At 65.4% G+C, this 24,363-nt stretch carries 19 protein-coding genes; 8 read left to right on the top strand and 11 right to left on the bottom strand.

Features of this window, described 5'->3' with window-relative positions; translation table 11 throughout:
- Positions 1-788: 788 nt before the first annotated feature.
- Entirely contained in the window at positions 789-1,934 is a 1,146-nt protein-coding gene (locus QW868_RS11860; RefSeq protein WP_316230633.1) for a hypothetical protein, read from the top strand.
- A gap of 265 nt (positions 1,935-2,199) precedes the next feature.
- Positions 2,200-2,640, top strand: coding sequence for a hypothetical protein (locus QW868_RS11865; RefSeq protein WP_316230634.1), 441 nt, complete (start codon positions 2,200-2,202; stop codon positions 2,638-2,640).
- 325 nt (positions 2,641-2,965) lie between these two features.
- Here the strand turns inward: QW868_RS11865 and QW868_RS11870 are convergent, their stop codons facing one another.
- The 10 genes from QW868_RS11870 to QW868_RS11915 form a co-directional block, all read right to left on the bottom strand.
- On the bottom strand, positions 2,966-4,309 hold the full coding sequence (locus QW868_RS11870) for a HAMP domain-containing methyl-accepting chemotaxis protein (protein ID WP_315798377.1): 1,344 nt from the start codon (positions 4,307-4,309) through the stop codon (positions 2,966-2,968).
- Between the two features lie 326 nt (positions 4,310-4,635).
- Positions 4,636-5,124, bottom strand: a complete 489-nt coding sequence (locus QW868_RS11875) for a cytochrome c-type biogenesis protein (protein ID WP_315812609.1) — start codon at positions 5,122-5,124, stop codon at positions 4,636-4,638.
- A gap of 5 nt (positions 5,125-5,129) precedes the next feature.
- A complete protein-coding gene (locus QW868_RS11880) occupies positions 5,130-7,109 on the bottom strand; it encodes a heme lyase CcmF/NrfE family subunit (RefSeq protein WP_316230635.1) in 1,980 nt (659 codons plus the stop codon).
- Entirely contained in the window at positions 7,106-7,642 is a 537-nt protein-coding gene (gene ccmE, locus QW868_RS11885; RefSeq protein ID WP_315756469.1) for a cytochrome c maturation protein CcmE, read from the bottom strand. The genes QW868_RS11880 and ccmE overlap by 4 nt, the downstream gene beginning before the upstream one ends.
- A 31-nt stretch (positions 7,643-7,673) precedes the next feature.
- Entirely contained in the window at positions 7,674-8,777 is a 1,104-nt protein-coding gene (ccmI, locus tag QW868_RS11890) for a c-type cytochrome biogenesis protein CcmI (protein WP_316230636.1), read from the bottom strand.
- A 138-nt stretch (positions 8,778-8,915) separates the two neighbouring features.
- On the bottom strand, positions 8,916-9,185 hold the full coding sequence (locus QW868_RS11895; protein ID WP_315785165.1) for a hypothetical protein: 270 nt from the start codon (positions 9,183-9,185) through the stop codon (positions 8,916-8,918).
- 107 nt (positions 9,186-9,292) lie between these two features.
- On the bottom strand, positions 9,293-10,759 hold the full coding sequence (locus QW868_RS11900) for a hypothetical protein (protein WP_316230637.1): 1,467 nt from the start codon (positions 10,757-10,759) through the stop codon (positions 9,293-9,295).
- 110 nt (positions 10,760-10,869) lie between these two features.
- Complete coding sequence (locus tag QW868_RS11905) at positions 10,870-12,246, bottom strand: sensor histidine kinase (protein WP_315739840.1); 1,377 nt, start codon at positions 12,244-12,246, stop codon at positions 10,870-10,872.
- Between the two features lie 62 nt (positions 12,247-12,308).
- Positions 12,309-12,983: a response regulator transcription factor gene (locus tag QW868_RS11910; protein ID WP_006614547.1), complete on the bottom strand. Its 675-nt coding sequence runs from the start codon at positions 12,981-12,983 to the stop codon at positions 12,309-12,311.
- Positions 12,984-13,274: 291 nt separating this feature from the next.
- Positions 13,275-13,427 carry a hypothetical protein gene (locus tag QW868_RS11915; protein WP_315739841.1) on the bottom strand — a complete coding sequence of 51 codons (153 nt, stop codon included), beginning with the start codon at positions 13,425-13,427 and terminating at the stop codon, positions 13,275-13,277.
- 255 nt (positions 13,428-13,682) lie between these two features.
- Between QW868_RS11915 and QW868_RS11920 the strand changes: the two genes are divergently transcribed.
- From QW868_RS11920 to QW868_RS11930, 3 genes are all read left to right on the top strand, one after another.
- The gene (locus tag QW868_RS11920; RefSeq protein ID WP_315756473.1) at positions 13,683-14,657 is read left to right on the top strand and encodes a Ku protein; all 975 of its coding nucleotides are present in this window, start codon (positions 13,683-13,685) and stop codon (positions 14,655-14,657) included.
- A gap of 476 nt (positions 14,658-15,133) precedes the next feature.
- Positions 15,134-16,135 carry a LysR family transcriptional regulator gene (locus tag QW868_RS11925; RefSeq protein ID WP_315756577.1) on the top strand — a complete coding sequence of 334 codons (1,002 nt, stop codon included), beginning with the start codon at positions 15,134-15,136 and terminating at the stop codon, positions 16,133-16,135.
- Positions 16,136-16,538: 403 nt separating this feature from the next.
- A complete protein-coding gene (locus QW868_RS11930) occupies positions 16,539-18,035 on the top strand; it encodes a porin (protein ID WP_315756474.1) in 1,497 nt (498 codons plus the stop codon).
- Between the two features lie 231 nt (positions 18,036-18,266).
- Here the strand turns inward: QW868_RS11930 and QW868_RS11935 are convergent, their stop codons facing one another.
- On the bottom strand, positions 18,267-18,431 hold the full coding sequence (locus tag QW868_RS11935) for a Flp family type IVb pilin (protein ID WP_315716136.1): 165 nt from the start codon (positions 18,429-18,431) through the stop codon (positions 18,267-18,269).
- Between the two features lie 382 nt (positions 18,432-18,813).
- Between QW868_RS11935 and QW868_RS11940 the strand changes: the two genes are divergently transcribed.
- The 3 genes from QW868_RS11940 to QW868_RS11950 all read left to right on the top strand — a co-directional run bounded on the left by QW868_RS11940 (position 18,814) and on the right by QW868_RS11950 (position 24,361).
- A complete protein-coding gene (locus tag QW868_RS11940; RefSeq protein ID WP_315756475.1) occupies positions 18,814-20,346 on the top strand; it encodes a thymidine phosphorylase family protein in 1,533 nt (510 codons plus the stop codon).
- Between the two features lie 46 nt (positions 20,347-20,392).
- Positions 20,393-21,985 carry an MBL fold metallo-hydrolase gene (locus tag QW868_RS11945; protein WP_315756476.1) on the top strand — a complete coding sequence of 531 codons (1,593 nt, stop codon included), beginning with the start codon at positions 20,393-20,395 and terminating at the stop codon, positions 21,983-21,985.
- A gap of 258 nt (positions 21,986-22,243) precedes the next feature.
- Positions 22,244-24,361 carry an OmpA family protein gene (locus tag QW868_RS11950; protein ID WP_316179232.1) on the top strand — a complete coding sequence of 706 codons (2,118 nt, stop codon included), beginning with the start codon at positions 22,244-22,246 and terminating at the stop codon, positions 24,359-24,361.
- The last annotated feature ends 2 nt before the right edge of the window (positions 24,362-24,363 follow it).

Raw genomic sequence — 24,363 nt, forward strand, 5'->3', positions numbered from 1 at the left:
TTCGCTGCGCTCGCAATGACGCGGAGAGATCTCGATCCACACTATCAAACAGCACTTGGAGAACATAACCGAGAGACGAGCCCCATCATCCTCGCGACGCATCCCGCGCCCGAGCTATGCCCTTGAACTCGTGCCCTCGCAGCGAGGGCACAGGGAAGGCCGGGCGCTGGCCGCGCCCGTGGCCCGCCTGCGGAAAAAAATGCAGGCGGCAGGTACCACAGGTCTGGCCGAACACACCCGGCCCTCCCTGTGCGATGGTGTTAACGATTATACGTGATCTCCCCGGAGACCGGCTTCTTGACCCCGTCACCGGCGGATCATCACCCCCGGCTTGGCCGCAGCATCGGGCGACCAGGACCACACGATTTCCCGTCCGCAGTCAGCCGTTCGTCGGCGAGGCCAAAACCCCGTTTGCGGCCGCCCGCGTCCATCGCATTCCATCCCGACGTCCGTGACGATCGCGATACGCCCCCTCAGCGGAACAGAACGGGCGGAGGATAAGGGTGATTTGGGGTGAAGCGCAAGAGCATTTTTGATTTTCGAAAACAGTTGACGTTTTTTCCGAATTATGAAATAGATCGGCTGGCGAGGAGGAGCTCCTTAGTGAAGCTTTGCGCTACCGGTCCCCTCGCGCGACAGCTTAGATCCTTTTCAAGCTCTCAAATCGCTCGTTCGGGCCCGGCTAACCAAAGAGCGAGAACGACGAAAAGACTGTTCCCTGGGGGCGGCCTACACCCCTAACACGGGTCACGAAACTGAGTTATGATATCTTGAACGGAAGAGCGAAAATGATCCTTCAGCAAATTGCCTACAGACAATTTCGAAACGACCCGCGTGAGTGGACGCTTGAGCCACTCCAACTTCAGCAGATCAATTTGATCGTAGGGAGAAACACCAGCGGAAAATCGAGAGCTTTGTCGATCGTAAACGGTCTTGCCAACACCCTTTCGGGGCGTGCCACGTCGCTGTCACTTTCAAGTGAATTCGACGCCCTGTTCCGACAAGACGCAGAGGAATGGCGCTATGTACTCGCCATTGAGAATCAGAATGTAACCCACGAAAGTCTCATTCGAGGCAAGAACGTACTGCTCGAACGCCATGACAACGGAGAGGGGCTCATCTACTCGGAAGAGATGGATAAGATGATGCGCTTCCAGACGCCAGTGACTTCGGTCGCAGCCTTTACGCGCTTGGATGCGATCCAGCATGGCTTCCTGCGGCACCTTAAGGACTGGGCCGACGCGACGTTTTACTATCCTTTTGGGAGGGATCTGGGACAAGGACTACTGGGGAGCTTTGGACATGAGGGTGCGCCACAACCAAACATCTATGATGCGACACAGACCTCCGCGGTCTTCAAAAAGGCGGAGAAAGAGTTTGGGCAAGACTACGTGTCGGCGGTTGTCGCAGACATGAGGGCGATTGGCTATTCCATTAGCACCGTCAAGCTTGTCGCTCCGACAACTATCCAGGTTGTTACCGCACCGATCCAACTAAATCTTTACTGTCTTGCCGTTCAGGAGGATCGGCTTAAGAGCCTCACCGAGCAGATCGATATGTCGCAGGGCATGTTCCGCGCATTGTCCATTTTCATTCACTTGAACTTCGGACTGTTCTCCCGAAGAGCAGGTTGCGTCATTATCGATGATATAGGGGAAGGCCTCGATTTTGCGCGCTCCGATGCATTGATCAAGACGGTAGTTTCAAAAGCAGAAAAGACGCGCATGCAATTGTTAATGGCTTCAAACGACAGGTTTGTGATGAATAGTGTTCCTCTCAAGTACTGGACATTACTCGATAGGGAAGGCTCTACCGTACATGTCTATAATGAAGGTAATTCACGCGATAAGTTCGAAGATTTCAGATTTACTGGGCTTAACAACTTTGACTTCCTCGCTACAGACTTCATCCGAACAGAAGACAGCCGTACGTAAAATCGCAATTTTTACAGAGGGTCAGACAGAACAAATCTTTGTCGAAGCGCTTTTAAGGGTGATGGTCGGCACCAAGGGGTTGGCCATTGAAGCACATAGGGCCCATGGCGGCCGGAGATTTCCAAGGAGCACATTTCTAGTGCGCTCTCAGCCGCCCGCGGCGGAAGCTCGATATTTCGCTATGATCGTAGACTGCGGTACCGATGGACGAGTGACCTCAGATGTCCGAGATCAGTACCAAAACCTCGTAACGAGCGGGTACGAGGTGATCCTTGCGTTGCGAGATGTGAGACCGGATTTTTCGCTGGCTGACGTGCCGCGTCTAAAAGCGACGTTTTCACGGGTAGTGCCCAACGACCCAATCGCACCTCAGCTCATACTTGCTGCTTTAGAAATTGAAGCGTGGTTTGTAGCCGACTATTCACATTTCGCCAGGATAGCTCCGACACTGACTCCCTCCTACGTCAGAGAAACTTTGGGTATTGATCTTCTGACGCATCTCATTGAGGCTATTCCCGAGCCGGCTCATCTCTTGAACCAAATCTACATGCTCGCAGGAGTGCCGTACGCGAAATCTGCTTCAGATGCTCAAAGAACCATCGATGCGCTGGATTTCGTCGTGATACTCAACGAGTTGCCTGCGTTGGCTCCAAATTTTGCGCCCCTCAGAGACGAGTTGTCCAAATTCCTTTCTAACCCGACGTAAAGATCGGTGGAGGAGGAAACCTCTTTCCACCGTCATTCGGGGGCGCGCGTCAGCGCGAGCCCGGAATCCATAGCCACGGCTGTTCGTTGTCGGATCGAGAGGCCGCAACGGTCTTCGTCACATCACGCGTAGTGGCTATGGATTCCGGGCTCATTCGCGTTCCGCGAATGCCCCGGAATGACGGCGGAGACTTTCTCTTGGTTCGGCACTCGGCTCGACCAGGCGATCCCGTAATCCGAGACAGTGGTGATTGATCGAGAGGCCGCGGCGTACTGGATCCCCGCCTTCGCGGGGATGACAGTTGCGCGTGGAGCACCGCCTACTCTCAACTCGCCTTCACGCTCACGATGAACGCATCGACCTCGCGCTTCAGCGTCTCGGCCTGTTGCGACAGCTCGCCGGCGGCGTCGCGGGCCTCAGAGGCGAGGCGGCCGGTTTCGGCGGAGGTGGAGGTGATCTGGGCGATGTGGTTGGAGACGTCGAGGGTGCCGCGGGCGGCTTCCTGGACGCTCTTGGAGATGTCCTGGGTGGCGTTGCGCTGCTGCGAGGTGTCGACCTCAATGCCGGACATGATGGCGCTGATCTCGGAGAGCGTGGTCGAGATGCCGTCGATGGCGCCGCGGGTCTCGGCGGTGATGCCCTGGATGCTGGCGACGTGCGCGGAGATCTCGTCGGTCGCCTTGCTGGTCTGGTTGGCGAGGTTCTTCACCTCCGACGCCACGACCGAGAAGCCCCTGCCGGCCTCGCCGGCGCGGGCGGCCTCGATGGTGGCGTTCAGCGCCAGCAGGTTGGTCTGCGAGGCGATCGCCTGCACCAGCTGGACGACGGCGCCGATCTTCTCGGCGGCGTCCGACAGCGAATGGATGGTGTTCTTGCTCTTCTCGGCCTGCGACGCCGCGCCCTCGGCGCGCTGGGTGGCGTCGGAGACGCGGCGGCTGATGGTGCCGATCGAGCTCGACATCTCCTCGGCCGAGCCGGCCACCGTCTGCACGCTGCGATTGGCGTGGTTGGCGGCGGCCTCGACCGCATTGGCCTTGGCAGAGGTGTCGTTGGCGGCGCGCGACAGGGTCTCGGCATTGCTCTTCAGCCGGACCGCCGAGGACGCCACGCTGCCGACGACGCTGGCGACGAGCTCGTTGAAGGAGTGGATGCGGCCGTCGAGAAAGCGCGAGCGCTCACCCTGGCGCTGCGCCTCCTGCAGCTCGCGCTCCGTGAGGCGCTGGCGCTCGATGCCGTTGGTCTTGAACACCTCCAGCGCGCCGGCGAGCTGGCCGATCTCGTTGCTGAGCCCGAGGCCGGGAATGCGGGTGTCGAATTTCTGGTCGGCGACGTCGCGCATGGCGCTGACCATCGCGGCGAGCGGGCGCAGGATGCCGTTCTGCACGGCGGCGTAGGTCATCAGGCAGACGGCGCTGGCGAACACGGCAATGGCGACGCAGGCCATGAGGAAGTAGGAGAACGCCGAATGCGCCTGCTGATAGGTCAGCATCGCATGATCACGCGCCGGGCCGCTGAGACTGGCGAAATCCGACGACAGGCTGGTGATCTGGTTGTTGAGATAGAGCACCGCGATGAAGCCGGTGCCGCCGCCGATCGCCAACAGCATGAGGAGAGAGGCCACGACGCCCCCCACGAGGAAGCGGATCGTCAGATTACTGTTGGAGAACATCGGATTTGCCCGGGTACGTCAGACGGAATGTCAACGCACACTTCCAGACAAAGGTAAAATAAGCTGAAAGCCGGGAGACGGGACGAGCACGGGGTTTTGCGGGCTACCGGCCGAAGCAAGATGGAGCATCGAAGGCGTGCTGGACGCTGACCATTCCGGCCACGTTCTGCCTTCCGCTCCTCACCCTGAGGAGCCCGCCGCAGGCGGGCGTCTCGAAGGGCGAGGCCCGCGCTGTGGCCTCATGGTTCGAGACGGCGCTGCGCGCCTCCTCACCATGAGGGTGAGCTCCGAAACCGGCGCGGCGCATCGACCATGAGTCGCGCACTTCATGTCGCCGGCGGCTGCTTCTCCGCGGCCATCAGCGCCGCAAGCCGCGCCTCCTCGTCGGCCGTCAGCTTCGGCGTGGCCTCCGGGCCGCGCTGGCCGCGGCGGCGCACCTGCAGCCACAGCGCAAGCCCGCCGCCGAGCAGCAGCACCGGCGGCAGCAGCCACAGCAACAGGGTCTGGCGCTCGAAGCGCGGCTTCAGCAGCACGAACTGGCCGTAGCGCGCGACCAGGAAATCCAGCACTTGATTGTCACTATCACCGGCGGCGAGACGCTCGCGCACCAGGAGGCGCAGGTCGCGCGCCAGCGGCGCATCGGAATCGTCGATCGACTGGTTCTGGCAGACCATGCAGCGCAGCTCGCGCGACAGCGCGCGGGCGCGCTGCTCCTTGGCCGTGTCGGCCATGACCTCGTCGGGCTGCACCGCATGCGCCACCGGCGCCGCGAGCAGCAGCAGCGCGAGCGCCGCGAGACCGAGAATGCGTCGCATCCGCCCTACTCCGCCGGCTGCAGCGCGTGCGCGGCACGCGCCGGCCGCGGCGCACCGACACGGAGACGACGATCGGACAGCGACAGCAGGCCGCCGAACGCCATCAGCACCGGACCGAACCAGATCAGCAGCACCAGCGGCTTGTGATAGATGCGCACGGCGAGGCCGCCGTCGGCGGTGGCATCGCCGAGCGAGACGTAGAGCTGGCTGACGCCGCGGGTCATCAGCGCCGCTTCCGTCGTCGACATGCCGCGGGTGGCGAAGCTGCGCTTGCTCGGCGTCAGGACGCTGAGCTGCCTGCCGTCCTCGCTGATGACGAAGGTGCTGACGACCTCGCTGAAGTTCGGGCCCTGGCGCTGGGTCATGCCGTCGAACTTGATCTGGTAGCCGGCGAGATTGCGGACGTCGCCGGGACGCAGCGTGCTGATCAGCTCGCTGTTCCAGGTGGTCTCGCAGACGATGCCGAGCAGCGCGACGCCGAGGCCGGCATGCGCGAACGCCGTGCCCCACACCGAGCGCGGCAGGCCGCGGGTCCGGTGCAGCGCGGTCCTGAACGGCACGCGGGCCACGCCGCTGCGCTCGACCAGATCGACGACGGAGCCGGTGATCACGAACACGCCGAGGCCGATGCCAACAGGCGCCAGCGCGCTGCCGCCGCGCGCCCAGGCCCAGGCGATCGCGATCGCCACCAGCGCGGTGACGCCAGCCGCGAGCAGCCGCTGCATCGCAGCGACGAGATCGCCGCGCTTCCAGGCCAGCATCGGGCCGAACGGCACCATCAGCAAGAGCAGCGCGAACAAGGGGCCGAAGGTGATGTTGTAGAAGGGCGCGCCGACCGAGAGCTTGAAGTCGAGCGCCTCCATGATCACCGGATAGAGCGTGCCGAACAGCACGGTGGCACAGGACACGGTGAGCAGCAGATTATTCAAGACCAGCGCGCCCTCGCGCGAGATCGGCGCGAACAGGCCGCCCTGCTTCAGCGCGGTGGCGCGGCCGGCGAACAGCGTCAGGCTGCCGCCGATGAACAGCACGAGGATGCCGAGGATGAAGACGCCGCGCGTGGGATCGCTGGCGAAAGCGTGCACCGAGGTGATGACGCCGGAGCGCACCAGGAAGGTGCCGAGCAGGGACAGCGAGAAGGTCAGGATCGACAGCAGGATGGTCCAGACCTTGAGCGCGTTGCGCTTCTCCATGACGACGGCGGAGTGCAGCAGCGCGGTGCCGGCGAGCCAGGGCATCAGCGAGGCGTTCTCGACCGGGTCCCAGAACCACCAGCCGCCCCAGCCGAGCTCGTAATAGGCCCAGTACGAGCCCATGGCGATGCCGAGCGTCAGGAAGATCCAGGCCATCAGGGTCCACGGCCGCACCCAGCGCGCCCAGGCGGCATCGATGCGGCCCTCGATCAGCGCGGCGATGGCGAAGGAGAACGAGATCGAGAAGCCGACATAGCCGAGATAGAGCATCGGCGGATGCACGGCGAGCCCGATGTCCTGCAAGACGGGGTTGAGGTCGCGGCCCTCGATCGGCGGGGTGGCGAGGCGCGTGAACGGGTTCGAGGTGGTGAGGATGAACAGATAGAACGCGGTCGCGACCCAGGCCTGCACGGCGAGCACGCGGGCGCGCAACGACAGCGGCAGGTTGTTGCCGAAGGCCGCGACCATGGCGCCGAACAGCGCCAGGATCGACACCCACAGCAGCATCGAGCCTTCGTGGTTGCCCCACACGCCGGTGACCTTGTAGAGCAGCGGCTTCATCGAGTGCGAGTTCTCGAACACGTTGGCGACGGAGAAATCCGAGGTCACGTGCAGGGTGATCAGCGCGATGAAGGACAGGCCGGCGAACAGCAATTGCGCCAGCGCCGCCGAGCGGCCGACATTCATCAGCGCGACGTCGCGCTGGGAGGCGCCGAGCATCGGCACGGTCGACTGGATCAGCGCCAGCGCGAGCGCCAGCACCAGGGCATAATGTCCGCTCTCTGCAATCACTGCGTCGCTCCTGCCGCGCTCTTGTCAGCTCCCTCGCGCATCGACACCGGGCTTGGTGTGGCTGCGCCGGCTGGCTTGGCGCCGGCTTGCGGCTTGCCGTAATCGTCCTTCCAATGGCCCTGCTTCTTCAGGCTGTCGGCGACTTCCTTGGGCATGTAGGTCTCGTCGTGCTTGGCGAGCACGGTGTCGGCCTTGAACACGCCGTTGGCATCGAGCGCGCCCTCGGCGACGACGCCCTGCCCTTCGCGGAACAGGTCCGGCAGGATGCCCTTGTAGGCGACCGGCAGCTTGGCCCCGCCGTCGGCGACCTCGAAGCTGATGTCGAGATCGTCGCCGCGCTTCAGCGAGCCCGGCTGCACCAGGCCACCGAGCCGGAAGCGCTTGCCCGGGCCGATATGCTTCTCCGCCACCATGGTCGGGGTCGAAAAGAACACGATGGAGTCACGCAGCGCGTTGAGCACCAGCCCTGCCGCGACCGCGAGCACGAACAGCGCACCGCCGATGATCGTCAAACGCCTCTGCTTGCGTGTCATCCCGTCATCCCGTTGGCGGCGGAAGCGCCGCTCATCCATCCAAGCCGAAAGTCTTCACGCCCTCGTTGAGCTGCCGCAACCGCTCGGCATCGCCGGACACCGCCTGCCGCGCATCCGACAGCGCCCCCTTGGCCTTGTCGAGATCACCCATCACGACATAGGCGCGCACCAGGCGCAGCCAGCCCTCGACGTCGTCGCCGTTCTGCTTCAGCCGCGCCGCCAGCCGGTCGACCATGCCGCGGATCATCGTCTCGCGGTCACCGTCGCTCATGCTCTTGGCCGCGGCCATCGCCTCGCTCGGCAGCGCCGGCACCTCGCCGCCGCCGACCCGGCCGAGCGCCGCCGTCACCAGCGGCCGCCACGGCGCATCCGCCGGCGCCTTGCCCAGCATCGCCCGCCAGATCGCGCCCGCATCGTCCTTGCGGCCGTCCTGCTCGGCGGCGAGACCGAGGTAGTAGTTCGACTTCGGCTCGTCGGCCTCGAGCGCATGGGCCCGCTCGAACTCCGCCTTCGCCTCGGCGGTGACGACGCCGCCGGCGGCGGCCGTGATCACCTCGCCGAGATCGGCGCGCTTGGCCGCGCCGTCGCCGGCATAGGTGATCATGTTGCGATAGGCCCGAATCGCGTCATCGGTGCGGCCGAGCCGTGCCAGCACCGGGGCGAGCACGGTCCAGCCGCGGCCGTCGGTCGGATTCTTCTGCAGATGCTGCTCGACCTGCGCCACCAGCGTTTCCAGCGGCTGCGTCCCGGTGGGCGGCGCCGCGCGTGCGGTGAGCGGGAAATCCGGCAGTTGCGGCGAGCCGAGCGGCAGGTAGACCGCGAGCGCCACGATCGGCACCCCGATCAGCGCCAGCACGGCCGACGCGCGGCGCAGGCCGAGGCTCGGCTTCACCGCGGCCTCGCCCTCCTGGTCCGCGGCGGCCAAAAGGCGGCGGCCGATCTCGACCCGCGCGGCCTCGGCCTCGACCTTGCCGATCAGCCCGGTTTCGACGTCGCGCTCGATCTCGGCCAGCTGGTCCTTGTAGACGACGACCTCGCGACCGTCCGACGAGGCCCGCGCGCCCAGGCCGAGCGGCAGCAGGACGGCGAAGATCGCCGCGGCCGTCATCACGGCGAACACGAACCAGAGAGTCATCGGACAGAGTTCCAGTCAGCGCCCACCGGCAGGCGCGCCTCGCGCCGCTTTTAACCAGCACCGTTCCCGGCGGCAATTCACATTTGCCGCCGTGGTAGCCCAGCCGTCCGCGCCAAAAAACTCAGGAGGATTACGTAATTAGGGGACCTCGAACTCGGCGCTCTTGGCGAGATAGCTGCCGCGCCCGTTCAGGGCCACCAGGAAATAGGTCCCCGGCCTGACATGGTCGGTGAGCCTGATCCGCAGCGACCCGACCGGGACCGGAGACGCGATGGTGATGACGGGATCGGCGAGTGGCGCCCCGCTCGTCTTGTCGACGAGCACGACCTTCGCCTTGATCATGAGGTTGCGATAGGTCGCGCGAACGACGCGGTTCTCGACCTCGACGAAGTTGATGACGGAAATCATGGTCTTGATGAAAAAGGATGGAACCTGGCGGGAACCTATGCGTGGCCCCGGGGCGGGGTCAACCTGAAATTGCAAAATCAAAAACGTAAACAGATTAGCAGAAAATCTCAGCCGGCGCGCGAGGATTTTCGCTCGCCGTTCATCGCGTTCTCGGCCGCCCTGCTCATCAATTGGGCGTAGTCGTTGCCGAACAGGACGTGACAGAAGCGGATCGCCGCCGACACCTGCGACTGCCGATAGGCGCGCGCCCGCGCATCGCCCGAGCGCAGCGACTGCACCAGCGCTTCGGTGGCCTTCTCGACATATTGCTGCAGGTCGGAATAGGTCCGCAGCGTCACCTCGTTGATCGCGAGCTCGCTGGCATAGTTGCGGCAGACGGCGACGAACTCGATCAGCGCCGCCACCTCCTCGACCTCGCTGCCGTCGACGCCGGCGCCGGCCGGAATGTCCTTGTCGGCGCGCTGGCGCAGGATGCGGCGGACGCGGCCCGGCACGCTGTCGATCTCCGATTGCAGGGCATTGGAGATGTCGGCGCGGATCGCGGTGAGCTGCTTGCCCCAGTTCGATTCCGAGCGCAGGTCGAGCTCGGTGCGCAGGCCGCGAACGCCGTCATGCAGCGTCTTCAGCGTATCGCCGAGATTGGAGAAATGACCGCGCCGGATGTCGGCGCGCAGCACCGAGGCGAGCCCGGCGAGATCGTTGAGCGCGATGGTGACGGCGACGCCGAACGGGGTCGCAGCCACGCGGATCTCGTCGTCCGATGCCGCGATCTTGGTGGCGAGCCGGATGATCTGCCAGGGCGCGGCGAGCCGCTGCATCACCAGCGACAATGCGAACGGCAGCATCGAGGGCGTCTGCAGCGACGGCACGTTGATGGCTTCGGTGACGGAGGCAATCTGCGAATCGCCGAGCACGCGGATGATGCCGGGCAACCGGCCGTTGAGGCCGTCGAGCGCCTCGCGATTCTGCAGCACCAGCCCGATCGGCAGGAGATCCTCGATCACGCTGGGCGCGCCGATGCGGGCCAGCGCGCGCTGGCGGTCGCCGGTCGCGTTGGGGCCGACGAGGTTCATCAGCGCGTCGGCGGCGGCGCGCTGCAGCTTGCGCGCGGCCATCTCGACCTCGCGCGAACTGTCGCTGGAGACCGCCATCGCGGCCTCGAATTCGGCGTAGCGCTCCGGCGCCCCTTCGCGGCCGAGCCACTGCCAGACCGGCAGCAGCGAGGCACGGCGGATCTGGCCGGGACGGAGAGGGCCGGTGGAATCGGTGAGGAACGGGTCGAGCGGCCGGAACAGCCGACGCGGGCCATCGCCGCTCTGGCGGCGCTCCTCGCGGGCCTGCGGACGGGCGACCTCGATGGCGGGTTGGGGCCGCGCCGGGTCCGCTGTTGGCGCGGGAGCCGGCGGCGCGACGGGACGCACCACCTTGCGCAGCTGCTCAAGCACCAGGGTCGCCACGGCGACGTCCTGGCCGCGCTCGATGGCGCGCTCGAATTCGCGCATCAGGAGCGACTGCGCGTTCGGCGGCAGCTGCCCGAGATATTCCCTTAACCGCTCGTGAGCTGTCTGACCCATGCGCCGGCGTGCAAATTTCCACGGCGAGAGCGCACATCGCGCACCCCTGCCCGAACCATAGCGTCCGCGGTATTAAGAACACCTTTAGGATGGCGAAATTCGCCGCCCCGTCAAACGCCGGGCAATCTCAGCTCCGCCCGCAGTCCCCCGGTCGGGGCATCGCCCAGGGTCAGGCGGCCGCCGTAGAGCGCGGCCAGATCGGTGACGATCGACAGCCCGAGCCCCGACCCCGGCTTGGATTCGTCCAGCCGCTGGCCGCGCCGCAGCACCTGGGCGCGCTCGGCGGCCGAGAGGCCGCGGCCATCGTCGTCGACCACGATCCGCAGCATCGGCGACGCCCCGGACTGGGCCGGCGGCTCCACCGTGAGCTCGACCGAAACCCGCGAAGCCGCCCATTTGCAGGCATTGTCGACCAGATTGCCGACCATCTCCTCCAGATCCTGGCGCTCGCCGCGAAACCTCGCGGCGGGATCGGCGGTCGCCTCGACCACGATGCTGCGGTCGCGGTAGATCTTTTCCATGGTGCGCCGCAGCGCCTCGATGGCCGGCGCCACCTCGGTCACGGTGGATACGATGGTGACACGCGCGGCGATCCGCGCCCGCTCGAGGTGGTGGGCGACCTGGTCGCGCATGACGTCCGCCTGCTCCATGACCTTGGCCGCGAAGGGGTCCGCCGCATGGGTCGCCGCTTCATTCACGATGACGGAGAGCGGCGTCTTGATGGCATGGGCGAGATTGCCGACATGCGTGCGCGCCCGCTCGACGATCTCGCGATTGGCATCGATCAGCGCATTGGTTTCGCGGGCCAGCGGCGCGATCTCGACCGGAAACTCCCCTTCCAGCCGCTCGGCGCGCCCGGACCGGATGTCGGCGATCGATTCGGAGATGCGTTTCAGCGGCGCGAGGCCATAGCGGACCTGGAAGATGGTCGTGAGCAGCAGCACGATCCCGAGCGCCGTGAAGGTGCCGCCGAGGTAATAGTCGAAGCTGCGGGTCTCGTCGAAGATCTCCGAGGCATCGCCGGCGACGCTGACCAGGAATTTGCCGTCGGAGCCGAGATCCACCGGGCGCTCGACCATGCGCAGGTCCTGGTTCTCCGGCCCCTCGACATAGCCGATCCGGATCCCGGCCGCCGTGAGCTCGACCCCCTGCTCCTCCAGCTTGGGCAGCTTCTTGTCCCACAGCGAGCGCGAGGCCCGTACCTCCGGCTTCTCGGCGTCGGTACGGGTGATCTGCCAGTACCAGCCGGACAGCGGCAGCTCGAACAGCGGCTCACCCAATGACTGGAATTGGCGGTCCGGTGGATCATCGGGGGTGGCGACCTCGGCGATCAGGGTGCGCAGATAGAGGTTGAGCCGTCGGTCGAAGGCGCGCTCGGTCGCGTTGCGATAGACTGAGGACAGCACGATGCCCGTAATTGCGAGAATGACCACGAGCCACGCGGTCGCGGACAGGAACAACCGGGTGGCAAGTGAACTCTGGCGCATGACCGCAAACTAGCGAAACGGCCGGCGCCCGGCCACCTCGAATGGCATGCTCCGGAAACGGATCAGGCGCCTGCGGCCGGCGGCGGGGTCAGCAGGTAGCCGAGGCCGCGCACGGTCTGGATGACGTCGCAGTCGAGCTTCTTCCTGATGCGGCCGACGAACACCTCGATCGTGTTCGAATCGCGGTCGAAGTCCTGGTCGTAGAGATGCTCGACCAGCTCGCTGCGCGAGACGACGCGACCGGAATGATGCATCAGATAGGACAGCAGGCGGTATTCGTGTGAGGTCATCTTGACGGGGTTGCCCGACACGCTGACCTTGCCGGTGCGGGTGTCGAGGGTGACCGGCCCGCAGGTCAGCTCACTCTGGGCATGGCCGGCCGAGCGGCGCAGCAGCGCGCGGATGCGCGCCAGGACTTCCTCGAGATGGAACGGCTTGGCGACATAGTCGTCGGCACCGGCGTCGAAGCCCTGGACCTTGTCGCTCCAGCGGTCGCGCGCGGTCAGGATCAGCACGGGCATCGCCCGGCCATTGCGCCGCCAGGCTTCCAGCACCGAGATGCCGTCCATCTTGGGCAGGCCGATGTCCAGCACGACAGCGTCGTAGGGCTCGCTGTCTCCCAGATAGTGCCCTTCCTCACCATCGAACGCACGGTCCACAACGTAGCCGGCGTCGCTCAGGGCCGTGGTGAGCTGACGGTTGAGATCCGGATCGTCCTCGACAACGAGCAGACGCACGCTTGCCTCCAAAGCTGAACTGCACGATTTCCGCCCTCAAGATGAACCGGAAGGCCGTGAACCGTGCATGAACGGAACCCGAGCGACCAAGTTACTTTTTGGTCATCTCGATCGGGACCGCCGGCAAGGGCCGACAGAATTGGGGCGGATATAAGCTCTGGAGGATGGGCATGTGAAGACCCGCCGCACCGATGGCGGGGCTCGAACGCAGACCTGCGGGGACGCGGACGGACGTTGCTCCCCCGGTCCCCTCCCCAGCCACGCAACGGAGCGGGTCGAACGGTCCTCGTGTCACGTGCGGAAGAACACGAACCAGACCAGGCCAAGGACCAGCAGCGCCAGTCCGGTGGAGATGGCCAGGATCGCCAGGACGGACGGTCCAGGCTCACCCTGCCGCGCTTCGGTGGGGGTCTCGACGATCTGCGTCGGTCGTCTGGCTGCCATGGTGCCCTCAGCTGACTGTTATCCGCGTTCGAGCGGTAAAGCGCTCTGTCACGCACTCTCGTTGGCAACGTCGGCAGCCAGGTGATGTTCCGGTACGGCGCCCCCCTGCGACGGGTTAACGCCGATCCGAGAATCTGCCGGCCAGCTTGTTGAATCCGCAGCCTCGGGTGTTATCCTCGCGGCTGCCGCGAGAACGACGTCCGCAGCAGCCCGGTTCGGAGCAAGCCGTTAGTTCGGAGTTAAGTGGAGTAGGTCATGGCCCCGCGCGCCAATTGGAAGGGTTTTCTGCGCCTGTCGCTCGTGACCTGTCCGGTCGCGCTCTATCCGGCGACGTCGGAGTCCGAGAAGGTCTCCTTCAACCAGATCAACCGCAAGACCGGCCACCGCATCAAATACAGCAGGGTCGATGCCGAGACCGGCGAGGAAGTCGCCAATGACGACATCGTCAAGGGCTACAAGGTCGACACCGACACCTACATCGAGGTCACCAAGGACGAGCTCGAGGACATCGCGCTGGAATCGACGCACACCATCGAGATCGACGAGTTCGTGCCGCGCACCGACATCGACAGCCGCTATCTGATCCGCCCCTATTACCTCGTCCCTGACGGCAAGGTCGGCCATGACGCCTTCGCGGTCATTCGCGAGACCATCCGCAGCATGGACAAGGTCGCGATCGGCCGTGTCGTGCTCACCAACCGCGAGCACATCATCGCGCTGGAGCCGCTCGGCAAGGGCCTGATGGGAACGCTGCTGCGCTACCCCTACGAAGTGCGCAACGAGGAAGAATATTTCGACGATATCCAGGATGTGAAGATCACCAGCGACATGCTGGATCTTGCCAAGCACATCGTCGAGAAGAAATCGGCCGACTTCCAGCCGGAGAACTTCGAGGATCACTACGAGGCCGCGCTGATCGAGCTCATCAACAAGAAGCGCAGCGGCGTGACGATCGCCGCCAAGACCGCGCCGAAGTCGAGCGGCAACGTCATCAACCTGATGGACGCCCTGAAGCGCAGCCTTGCCAGCGAGGGTGACAAGGCGCCCGCCGCGGCCGCCCCCGCGCCGAAGGCCAAGGCCAAGAAGCCGAAGAAGCGCGTCGAAGGCCAGCGCGAGATGCTGCTGCCGATCAGCGGCAAGAAGGCCAAGGACGAGACGAAGAAGGCCGAGGAGCCGAAGAAGTCGGAGAAGCCGGTGCGAACCACCGCACGCTCACGAAAGGCGAGTTGAGGCTTCGATACGGCGAGCGACCTCCGGACCTCTGCACGGCGTACGGGTCCTCTGCATAGCGGTCGCTCGGCCGCGACTGCCGCGAGTTCCAGGTGTTGCAGCGGGCACGCCACACCGCGCGTGACACCACGGGTCTGTCATCCACCAAGGACACCGCATCGATCGCCGCCGTCCCATTCACGGCGGAAACATCTGCCTTGGTCAGGTAAGTTGATCCTGCGACGGTGATCCAGCGATCAGGCGCGGATTTGTGATCGTGTCGACATCGCTTCGATGCTTGCGGAATGATCACGTCGCGCCTAGCTCTGCGGCGCGGGATGGTGATCCGGGCGTACAGCTTCCTGATGGAAGATCGATGTGCCTGGTCGGTCGGGACGACGCTGGCGAAGTCGTCCCAGCCGCACGACGCGGCGTATCAGGGGGATATGGATGTTTCAGCACGATGCGGACCAACGCCGGGCGCAGTACGCCTAGCGATGGCACGGGTTCAGCTGTCCGAGCTCTCCGCTTTCGCAGCCGTCGCGGATTCGTTGAGCTTCACCAAGGCCGCCGCTTATCTCGGCTGCTCCTTGCCCACCATCAGCCAGACCATCAAGAGCCTCGAGGAGCGGCTGGACGTCAGGCTGTTCAACCGGACGACACGCAGCGTGGCCCTCACGGAGGCCGGCGAGCGCCTGCTGGCGGAGATCCAGCCGATTCTCGAACGGGTCGACCAGGCCATCGAGAGCATCAACGCGTTCCGCGACAAGCCGATGGGCACCCTGCGCCTGACCGTATCCCGCGTGTTCGCCGTAAGGGGGCTCGGCCCCCTGATCAGGTCATTCCTGGCCGAATACCCGGACATCCATATCGAACTGGCTGTCGACGACACCAACAGTGACATCGTGCGCAATCGCTTCGATGCCGGCATCAGATCCGGACACCGGGTGGAGCGCGACATGAAGGTCATCCGCGTCTTCGACGAGTGCAGCTTCGTTGCGGTTGCCGCCCCCGGCTATCTCGCGGCGCATCCCGCGCCGGCCGTGCCCGAGGATCTCCAGGCCCATAATTGCATCCGGCATCGGGTCCCTGCCGACGATACGCTGCAGCCCTGGATCTTCGAAAAGGGCGGCGAGCGCACCGAGATTGCTGTGGACGGCTCCCTCATCGTCAACGACTTCGATCTCGCGCTGAATGCCGCACTCGACGGCATCGGCGTCGCTTATCTCGTCGAGCCGATGATCGAGCCGCATCTGGCCGAAGGACGGCTAATGCGGCTGCTGCCCGGCTGGAGCTACACGACGCCCGGACTGTTCCTGTACCATCCGAGCCGCCGGCAACCGCCGATGCCGCTGCAGGTCTTTCTCGACTTCGTCAAGCGCTGGCGCAGCGGCGTCACCCTGGACGCGATGTCGCGCGCGGCGGATTACGGCGCACACGGGTTGGTAGCAGCGACGTCACATCGAACGCCGATGCACGTCGAGCCCAACCGCCGCTGAGATCACGTGCGAGGCCGGAGAGATCATTCGCGCGTCGGCAGCGACGCTGCGAAACGCCATGATGCGCGCAGTCTGCGATGTGCAGCGGGATTGTTCGGGATTCCCATCTAACCTATTCACGATTATCACCATTAACAAATTGACACAGCGAGGCCAAAACTGCGGCGTGACCGCGTCGACGCTGGTGCGTGCGAGCAGCGTGTTAACGACGATCGAGTGTGCCTCGAACAAGCAGAGCACATTCATCAAATCGAAATTGGCTCATGCACACTGCATTCAACCATTCCGCCAGTCGCGCCGATCAAGCCGTCGCCGGAATCAAATGTGTGAGAGCAGCAATCTGGCGAAGCCAGAGGCGACACGCGGGGGGCCGTGTGCATCGCCGTCAACCGGAGAAACGGAAATGAAGACGTTGAGGGGCCTGCTACTCGGAACGGGAGCAGTGATACTGTCCGCCGCGGCGGCGCAGGCCGCGGATCTTCCGCTGAAGGCCAAGGCCGTCGAATATGTGAAGGTGTGCTCGCTGTACGGCACCGGCTTCTACTACATTCCCGGCACCGACACCTGCATCAAGCTCGGCGGCTATCTGCGCGCCGAGACCGCGCTGTGGACCAACAGCAATTACGGTGGCGCCTATTCAGGCCAGGCCGGCGCAGACAACCGCCTGAGCAACCGCTATCAGACCCGTTCGCGCCAGGATCTGAACATCGATACGCGCACCGCGACCGAATATGGCGTGGTGCGCACCTACTTCGAGACCGTGCTGAACTGGACTTCGGGCTCCTATGGCGGCGCGGGCGCCGGCGCCACCTCCTACACCGGCGATGCCATCTCGGGCGGCATCGTCGGCGTCTACTACGCCTTCATTCAGTTCGCCGGCTTCACAATGGGCAAGGCGGTGTCGACCTTCGACGCGCCCTGGACCAACTATCCCGGCAACAATTTCGACGGCCTGGTCGGCGGCAGCGGCTCCAACAACGGCGTCAACCAGTTCACCTACACCGCCGATTTCGGCCAGGGCATCACCGCCGCGGTCTCGCTGGAAGACCAGACGCAATTCTTCACCACCAACATCTGGAACACCTCCGGCATCACCGCGGCCGGCGTGCTCGGCGGCAATTATGGCTCGAGCAGCTTCGGCGGGACGGTGTCTCCCGACATCATCGGCATGGTTCGCGTCGACCAGGCGTGGGGCATCTTCCAGGCGTCGTTCGCCGCGCATGACAATCATGCCGCCTATTACGGCGCGACCGAGACCTCGGGTCATCCCTCCGACAAGTGGGGCTGGGCCGCGCAACTGGCGCTGTCGATCAAGAACATCCCGACCGGTCCGGGCGACGTCGTCAACCTGCAGGCGGTCTACACCGACGGCGCGAGCCGCTACAACTTCCAGAGCCTCGCCAACACGACCTACGCGATGTACGGCGGCACCAACGTAGCCGGCGCCTATCAGAGCATCGGCTTCGCCGGCGTCGCCGACGCGGTGTTCGGCACCGGCACGGGCCTGTCGACCGTGCAGACCTGGGGCATGCGCGGCGCCTTCACCCACAATTGGGATCCGCGCTGGAATACGGCGCTGTACGGCGCCTATGCCCAGGTGCGCTATGGCCAGACGGGATCGAGCCTCATCTGTGCTGGCATTGCCGCCACCGCGATGCTGACGGCGGGCTCGACCTGCAACCCCGACTTCAATCTCGGACAGATCGGCCTCATCACCCGATGGACGCCGGTCAAGGGCCTGACCTTCTCGGCCGACGTGACCTACAGCCACCTCGACCAGAAATATTCGGGCACGGCGATTGCTCCGGCCGTCACGAGCACGGCGAAGCCGGCCGCGATCTACCAGCTCAAGGACCAGGACACGGTGAGCATGCTGCTGCGCGCCCAGCGCAACTTTTGAAGCTGGGCTGTTGAACCTCTGACTGCTCGACGAGCTTCCGGCGATGCCCCCGCCGGAAGCTTCGTTCGTGGAGACTGGCGGCGCGTCGCATGCAACAGAATGGGATGGGGCACAATGCAGCAGGCGTCGTGCACAATCACGACGCCTGTGACTTGATCGGCCAATGAGTTGATTCGGCCAATGAGTTGATCACGCGCCGACTTGATCGCGCGGCAATTTGACCGGCGGGCTCTACTTGATCGAGGTGTTGATCGCGGTGAACTTGCTGCTGAGTCCCGAGCCCAGGCCATTGACGGCCGCCAGGATCACGATGCTCAATCCGCCGGCAATGATGGCGTATTCGATCGAGGTCGCGCCAGCCTGATTCTTCAGGAAGCTCGCAATCAACTGCCGCATCTACCTCTCCGGTCGGGCTCGATCATCTGACGCGCCGGAAGGGCGCGCCGAGGCCGGGATGGACGCCCCGCCGGAAACCCTCCGTCATCGGCTTGAACAATCGGTTAACCCGATGAGGTACCTGCGCGGCCCAGATTCGGAGCCGGCATTCCATCGCAGGCCCGCCCTCACCCGACGTCCGAGATCCGAACCGGAGTGCAAGCAACTGAATTTGCTTCGCTTTATTCTCAGTCCACGGCCCCCGGCCGGTTGGCGGCAAAGCCGAGCCGCTGAATCCTCGTCCGACACATTCAGAAAAAATTCGGCTTATCCGCCAGATGCCACGTCATGATCTGGGTCAACGGCGATGGCGTGGACCGCCCTAAAGGTTATCCTGGTCGCCATGAGCACAACAGATTCCGCCCGCCCCCAGCTCAAGATCCGCAGCGTCGCGCTCGACACCGGCCGCGAGAACGTTGTCGTGATCTCCCGCCGCTCGAAGGCGCTGCGGCCCGAGGTCTTCCGCGGCTTCAGCCGCGTCGAGCTGCGCTGCAACTCGCGGACGCTGCTGGCCACACTCCTGATCACCGACGACGACGCACTGATCGGGCCCGACGAGATCGGCCTATCGGAGCCGGCGCTGCGGCGCTTTGCCGAGCCGGCCGGCACGCTCGCGACCGTGTCGCCCGCGACGCCGCCCGACAGCATGGAGGCGGTCCGGGCCAAGATCCGGGGCGAGACCTTGAGCGACCAGGCGATCGCTGCCGTGATCGAGGACCTCACCCACTACCGCTATTCGGACATGGAGATCGCAGCCTTCCTGATCGGGTCGGCCAGCTTCATGACCTCGGGTGAGCTGCTGGCGCTGACGCGCGCCATGGCCAATGCAGGCACTCAGCTCAAATGGCCGGACCCGGTCGTGGTCGACAAGCATTGCATCGGCGGCATCCCCGGCAACCGCACCTCGATGGTGGTGGTGCCGATCGTCGCCGCCCACGGCCTGACCATCCCGAAGACCTCCTCGCGTGCGATCACCTCGCCGGCCGGCACCGCCGACACGATGGAGGTGCTGGCGCGGGTCAATGTCGGCGCGGAGGAAATGAAATCGATCGTCGCCGCCTGCAATGGCTGCGTGATCTGGGGCGGCCACGTCAACCTGTCGCCGGCCGATGACATCCTGATCTCGGTCGAGCGCCCGCTCAGCCTCGATACCCGCGAGCAGATGGTCGCCTCGATCATGTCGAAGAAGCTCGCTGCCGGCTCGACGCATCTGCTGCTCGACCTGCCGGTCGGCCCGACCGCCAAGCTGACCAGCGGCGCGGAGGCGATGCGCCTGCGCAAGCTGTTCGAGTTCGTCGGCGACAGGTTCGGTCTCAAGGTCGAGGTGATCACCACCGACGGCCGCCAGCCGATCGGCAACGGCATCGGGCCGGTGCTGGAGGCGCGCGACGTGATGGCGGTGCTGGGCAACGAGCCGTCGGCCCCGGCTGACCTGCGCGAGAAATCGCTGCGGCTGGCGGCGCATCTGCTCGAATATGATCCGAAGCTGCGCGGCGGCGCCGGCTATAACAGGGCGCGCGAGCTGCTCGACAGCGGCGCGGCGCTCAAACAGATGCTGAAGATCATCGATGCGCAGGGCCCACCGGAATGCCGCAGCGAGCTCGGCGATCTCGCCTTCGACGTCAAGGCCGAACACGACGGTATCGTGTCCGCGATCGATTGCCTGCGGCTCAATCGCCTGGCGCGCACCGCCGGCGCGCCCGTGAACAAGGGCTCCGGGATCATGCTGTTCAGGAAGATCGGCGATCGTGTCGACCGGGGTGAGCCACTCTATCGCGTGTTCACCTGCGATCCGTCGGAGCATGATCTGGCCGCAGCCGCGGCCGCCGCCAACCACGGCTATAGCTTCGCCGACGGCGCGAACGGTCGTTCGTGATGAACCGTCGTCGAGCATCGATCCATCGTCCTCGGGAGACCGCCGCATGAGTGTGACCGTTCGATTCTGCGGTGCGGCGCACACCGTCACCGGGTCCTGCTATCTGGTCCGGACCGACAACGGACAGATGCTGATCGACTGCGGCCTGTTCCAGGGTCAGAAGACGCTGAAGGAGCTCAATTACGGCGACTTCCCATTCCGTCCCGCCGATATCGACGCCGTGCTGCTGACGCATGCGCATATCGACCATAGCGGCCTGCTGCCGAAACTGGTGCGCATGGGCTTCGACGGCAAGATCTTCGCAACGCGCGGCACCATCGATCTCTGCTCCTGGATGCTGCCCGATGCCGGCAACATCCAGGAGCAGGAGGTGCTGGCGCTGAACCGCCGCAACACCGCGCGCGGCCGCGGCGAGGTCAGCCCGATCTACACCCAGGACGATGCCATCGCCGCGCTGCAATACTTCCAAGCCGTCCCCTACGAGACCTGGACCGAGATCATTCCCGGCGTCCGCGCCCGCTACTGGAATGCCGGGCATCTGCTGGGCTCGGCCTCGATCGAGATCGAATTCGCAGGACAAGGCGCCGACGGCGCGCCGCTGCGGCTGCTCGCCTCCGGCGATGTCGGGCCCGACGCCAAGCTGCTGCAGCCGGATCCGAAAGCGCCCGAGGGCTTCGACTACGTGATCTCGGAGGCGACCTATGGCGACCGCATCCGTGAGCCGACCACGCCGGAGCTGCGCCGCGGCCGTCTGGCCGGCGAGGTGCGCGACGCGGCGGCGGCCCAGGGCGCGCTATTGATCCCGGCCTTCGCGGTGGAACGGACGCAGGAGCTGATCGTCGATCTGGTCGGCCTGATGGAGCGTGGCGAGATTCCGGCCGCGCCGATGTTCCTGGATTCGCCGCTGGCGATCCACGCCACCGAGGTGTTTCGCGCGCACACCGAGAGCCTCGACGGCGGCAGCGATGTCGGCCGTCTGTTGTCGTCGTCGCATCTGCGATTCACCGAGACCGTCGATGAAAGCAAGGCGATCGCCAAGCTGACCGGCTTCCACATCATCATCGCCGCCAGCGGCATGTGCGATGCCGGTCGCATCCGCCATCATCTCAAGCGCTGGCTGTGGAACAGCCGCGCCACCGTGCTGCTGGTCGGCTACCAGGCCAACGGCACGCTTGGGCGCTTCCTGCAGGACGGCGTCAAGGCGGTGCGCATCCAGGGCGAGGAGATCAAGGTCGCGGCGCGCATCCGCATGATCGACGACTATTCCGGCCACGCCGACGGCGCCGAGATCGCGCGCTGGATCGCGGCCCGCCGCCCGATCGCGCGCGGCCTCTTCCTGTCCCACGGCGAGGACGCTGCGATCGCGGCGCTGGCGACGCGCGTCACCGAGCGGATCGTGCCGGCGGCGAAAGTGTTCTCGCCCCTGCTCGACGACGTCTATGAGCTGACGAGCGCAGTGCCGACGCCGCTCGACGTCGCGCGCCGACGACGGCTGGCGCCGGAGGCGGTCACCCGGCTGGACTGGCACAACGACATGTCGGGTCTGCTGCTCGACATCCACGAGCGGATCGAACAGGCCGCCGACGATCGCGCCCGCGGCGTCATCATCCGCCGCCTGCGCCGGGCGCTGGAGGAGTGATGCGAGCGGCGTAGCCGCGAAGGCTGCGCGCCTGCGATGTTCGTCGTCGAACGGTCACACTTTGATCGCACCTTGAGGACGATCGGGTGCGGTGCGAAGCTCGCAGACGGCGACGCTCTCGCAGCTTGTGCATATTGAAACACACAACGTGCCGACGGCTGGTCTCCGAGAGCTGTTCTGATAGGCTCGACACGTGGTTCATGACAACGGAACGATCCGGGTGAACCGGGCGCAGGTGGGGAAACGAGGGGCTCTCACATGCATCAACCATCGAAATGGTGGGCGGGACTGATCGCTGTTGCCGTGCTGTGGCTCGCGGCCATGAGCTTCAAGACGGCGGGGGTCGAGGACGATATCGCACCGCGGGCACGTGCCGCCGTTGCCGCCGCCGTCCCCGACACAGCCGCGGCTCTCAAGGTCTCTGTCGCGGGGCGTGACGTTCGCATCGAAGGGCCGGAGTTCAGTCCCGATCAGTCGACGAAACTGGAGGACGCCGCGTCGGTCAACGGCGTTCGGCTCGTCGACGGCACCTACGACAAGCTGCCGACACCGAAACCGTATGCCTTCCGCGCCACGCGAAACGGCAGCCAGCTCGTGCTCGAAGGCGCGGTGCCGACGCCCGCCGTTCGGAATGCCGTGCTCAATGCCGTCCGTTCGTCCGGCGGTGAGGTGGTCGATCGCCTCGGCTATGCGCTGGGAGCTCCGGCCGACTTCGCGGCCATCGCGAGCCACGGATCGGTCCAGGCCGCCAAGCTCAGCGGCGGCGCGTTCGCGCTCGCGGACAAGGCCTATTCGATCGCAGGTGCCGCCGCATCGTCGGACGCCTATGAGGCCGCCATCGCCGCGACGCGGCAGTTGCCGGGCGGCGCCGTGCTCGACAAGGTCGCGATCCTGCCGCCGGAGGCAAAACCGTTCATCTGGAGCGCGGTTCGCGAGAGCAACACGCTGGTGATGTCCGGCGTCGTTCCGAATGACGACATCAGGCGCGCGCTTGAGGCCGCCGCGATCAAGGCCTGGCCCGGCGCGTCGGTGATGCATCACATGCAGATCGCGCGTGGCGCGCCTGCTGGCGATTTTGGTGCCTACACGTCCTATGCGCTGACGGAGCTCACCAGGCTGAGCACGGGCCGCGTCGTCATCTCCGACGCCACCTACACGATTTCGGGCGAGGCGCCCTCGACCGCCGCCTATGACGAAACGATGGCCGGTGTCGGCAAGCTGCCGACCGGGCTGACCTTGGCGAAGGCCGACATTCTGCCGCCGGAGATCAAGCCCTATCGCTGGTCGGCGGAGTTCGACGGCACCGGCTTGAGCCTCACAGGTCTCGCGCCGAGCGGAGCGACCCGCGATGCGATGCTGGGCTCCGCCAGCGGACAGTTCGACGGCAAGCCGATCAAGAGCCAGATCGGCATCGCCCGCGGCGCCCCGGATGGCGACCTTGCCAAAGCGAGCGCGAGCCTGCTGCAGCAGCTCGCCCGGCTTTCGCAGGGGCGCGCCGAGATCAACGACACCCAGGTCTCGCTCAGGGGCGTCGGACTCGCCAACGTCACCGGCGCAGCCGTGCGCGAGCAACTGGCCGGCGCCCTGCCCGCGCCGTTTGCGCTCGCGTCCATCGACGTCCGCGACGGCCCGGTCTCGCCTTACGCGTTCGGACTGCAGAAGCAGGACGGCCGTGTCATGCTGAGCGGCTACGTGCCTGATGATGCCGCCCGCCGCGATCTCGTCGACGCCGCCACGTCGACGTTCATCACCGAGACGGTCGAGGACGGCCTGAAGATCGGCGACGGTGCGCCAAAGGATTACGTGCAGTCGCTGAAGGCGACGTTCCCGGCGCTGGCGCGGCTGTGGTCGGGTGCGCTGACGGCGAAGGACGCGGCGATCACGGTCGACGGGCTCGCCATCTACGACAAGTCGGCAGAGCAGGTCCGCAAGGAGCTCGCCGATGCGGTCGGCAGCGGCTTCAAGCTCGACGACGTCAAGATCGGCCTCAAGCCGGAAAGCCCGCCACTCGCGGTCGCGGAGTGCCAGCCGGCGTTCAACGGGCTGCTCGCCAAGGGCCGCGTCCGCTTCAGCACCGGCAGCGCCGAGCTCAGCCGCGAGTCGCTGGCGCTGCTCGATCACCTGATCGAGGTTGCGCAGCGCTGCAAGGACGCCGAGATCGCGATCGAAGGCCACACCGACAATGTCGGCGACGAAGCTAACAACATGGACCTCTCCAAGCGCCGGGCTGCCGCGGTGGTCGGCTATATCGGCGACGCCGGCATCGACACCTCGCGCATGACCTCGGAAGGCTACGGCCAGACCAAGCCGGTCGCCTCCAACGACACGGCCGAAGGCCGCGCGCAGAACCGCCGCATCGAATTCGTCGTCAAGTGAGG

This window comes from Bradyrhizobium sp. SZCCHNR1051 (genome assembly GCF_032489615.1).
In the GTDB taxonomy this organism is placed as follows: domain Bacteria; phylum Pseudomonadota; class Alphaproteobacteria; order Rhizobiales; family Xanthobacteraceae; genus Bradyrhizobium.

Coding starts and splice junctions, on each gene's coding strand:
- QW868_RS11945 (WP_315756476.1), top strand. CDS start 20,393: ATGAGTGTGACCGTTCGATTCTGCGGTGCGGCGCACACCGTCACCGGG.
- QW868_RS11895 (WP_315785165.1), bottom strand. CDS start 9,185: ATGATTTCCGTCATCAACTTCGTCGAGGTCGAGAACCGCGTCGTTCGC.
- QW868_RS11905 (WP_315739840.1), bottom strand. CDS start 12,246: ATGCGCCAGAGTTCACTTGCCACCCGGTTGTTCCTGTCCGCGACCGCG.
- QW868_RS11870 (WP_315798377.1), bottom strand. CDS start 4,309: ATGTTCTCCAACAGTAATCTGACGATCCGCTTCCTCGTGGGGGGCGTC.
- QW868_RS11875 (WP_315812609.1), bottom strand. CDS start 5,124: ATGCGACGCATTCTCGGTCTCGCGGCGCTCGCGCTGCTGCTGCTCGCG.
- QW868_RS11915 (WP_315739841.1), bottom strand. CDS start 13,427: ATGGCAGCCAGACGACCGACGCAGATCGTCGAGACCCCCACCGAAGCG.
- QW868_RS11900 (WP_316230637.1), bottom strand. CDS start 10,759: ATGGGTCAGACAGCTCACGAGCGGTTAAGGGAATATCTCGGGCAGCTG.
- QW868_RS11920 (WP_315756473.1), top strand. CDS start 13,683: ATGGCCCCGCGCGCCAATTGGAAGGGTTTTCTGCGCCTGTCGCTCGTG.
- QW868_RS11950 (WP_316179232.1), top strand. CDS start 22,244: ATGCATCAACCATCGAAATGGTGGGCGGGACTGATCGCTGTTGCCGTG.
- ccmE (WP_315756469.1), bottom strand. CDS start 7,642: ATGACACGCAAGCAGAGGCGTTTGACGATCATCGGCGGTGCGCTGTTC.
- QW868_RS11930 (WP_315756474.1), top strand. CDS start 16,539: ATGAAGACGTTGAGGGGCCTGCTACTCGGAACGGGAGCAGTGATACTG.
- QW868_RS11940 (WP_315756475.1), top strand. CDS start 18,814: ATGAGCACAACAGATTCCGCCCGCCCCCAGCTCAAGATCCGCAGCGTC.
- QW868_RS11860 (WP_316230633.1), top strand. CDS start 789: ATGATCCTTCAGCAAATTGCCTACAGACAATTTCGAAACGACCCGCGT.
- ccmI (WP_316230636.1), bottom strand. CDS start 8,777: ATGACTCTCTGGTTCGTGTTCGCCGTGATGACGGCCGCGGCGATCTTC.
- QW868_RS11935 (WP_315716136.1), bottom strand. CDS start 18,431: ATGCGGCAGTTGATTGCGAGCTTCCTGAAGAATCAGGCTGGCGCGACC.
- QW868_RS11925 (WP_315756577.1), top strand. CDS start 15,134: ATGGCACGGGTTCAGCTGTCCGAGCTCTCCGCTTTCGCAGCCGTCGCG.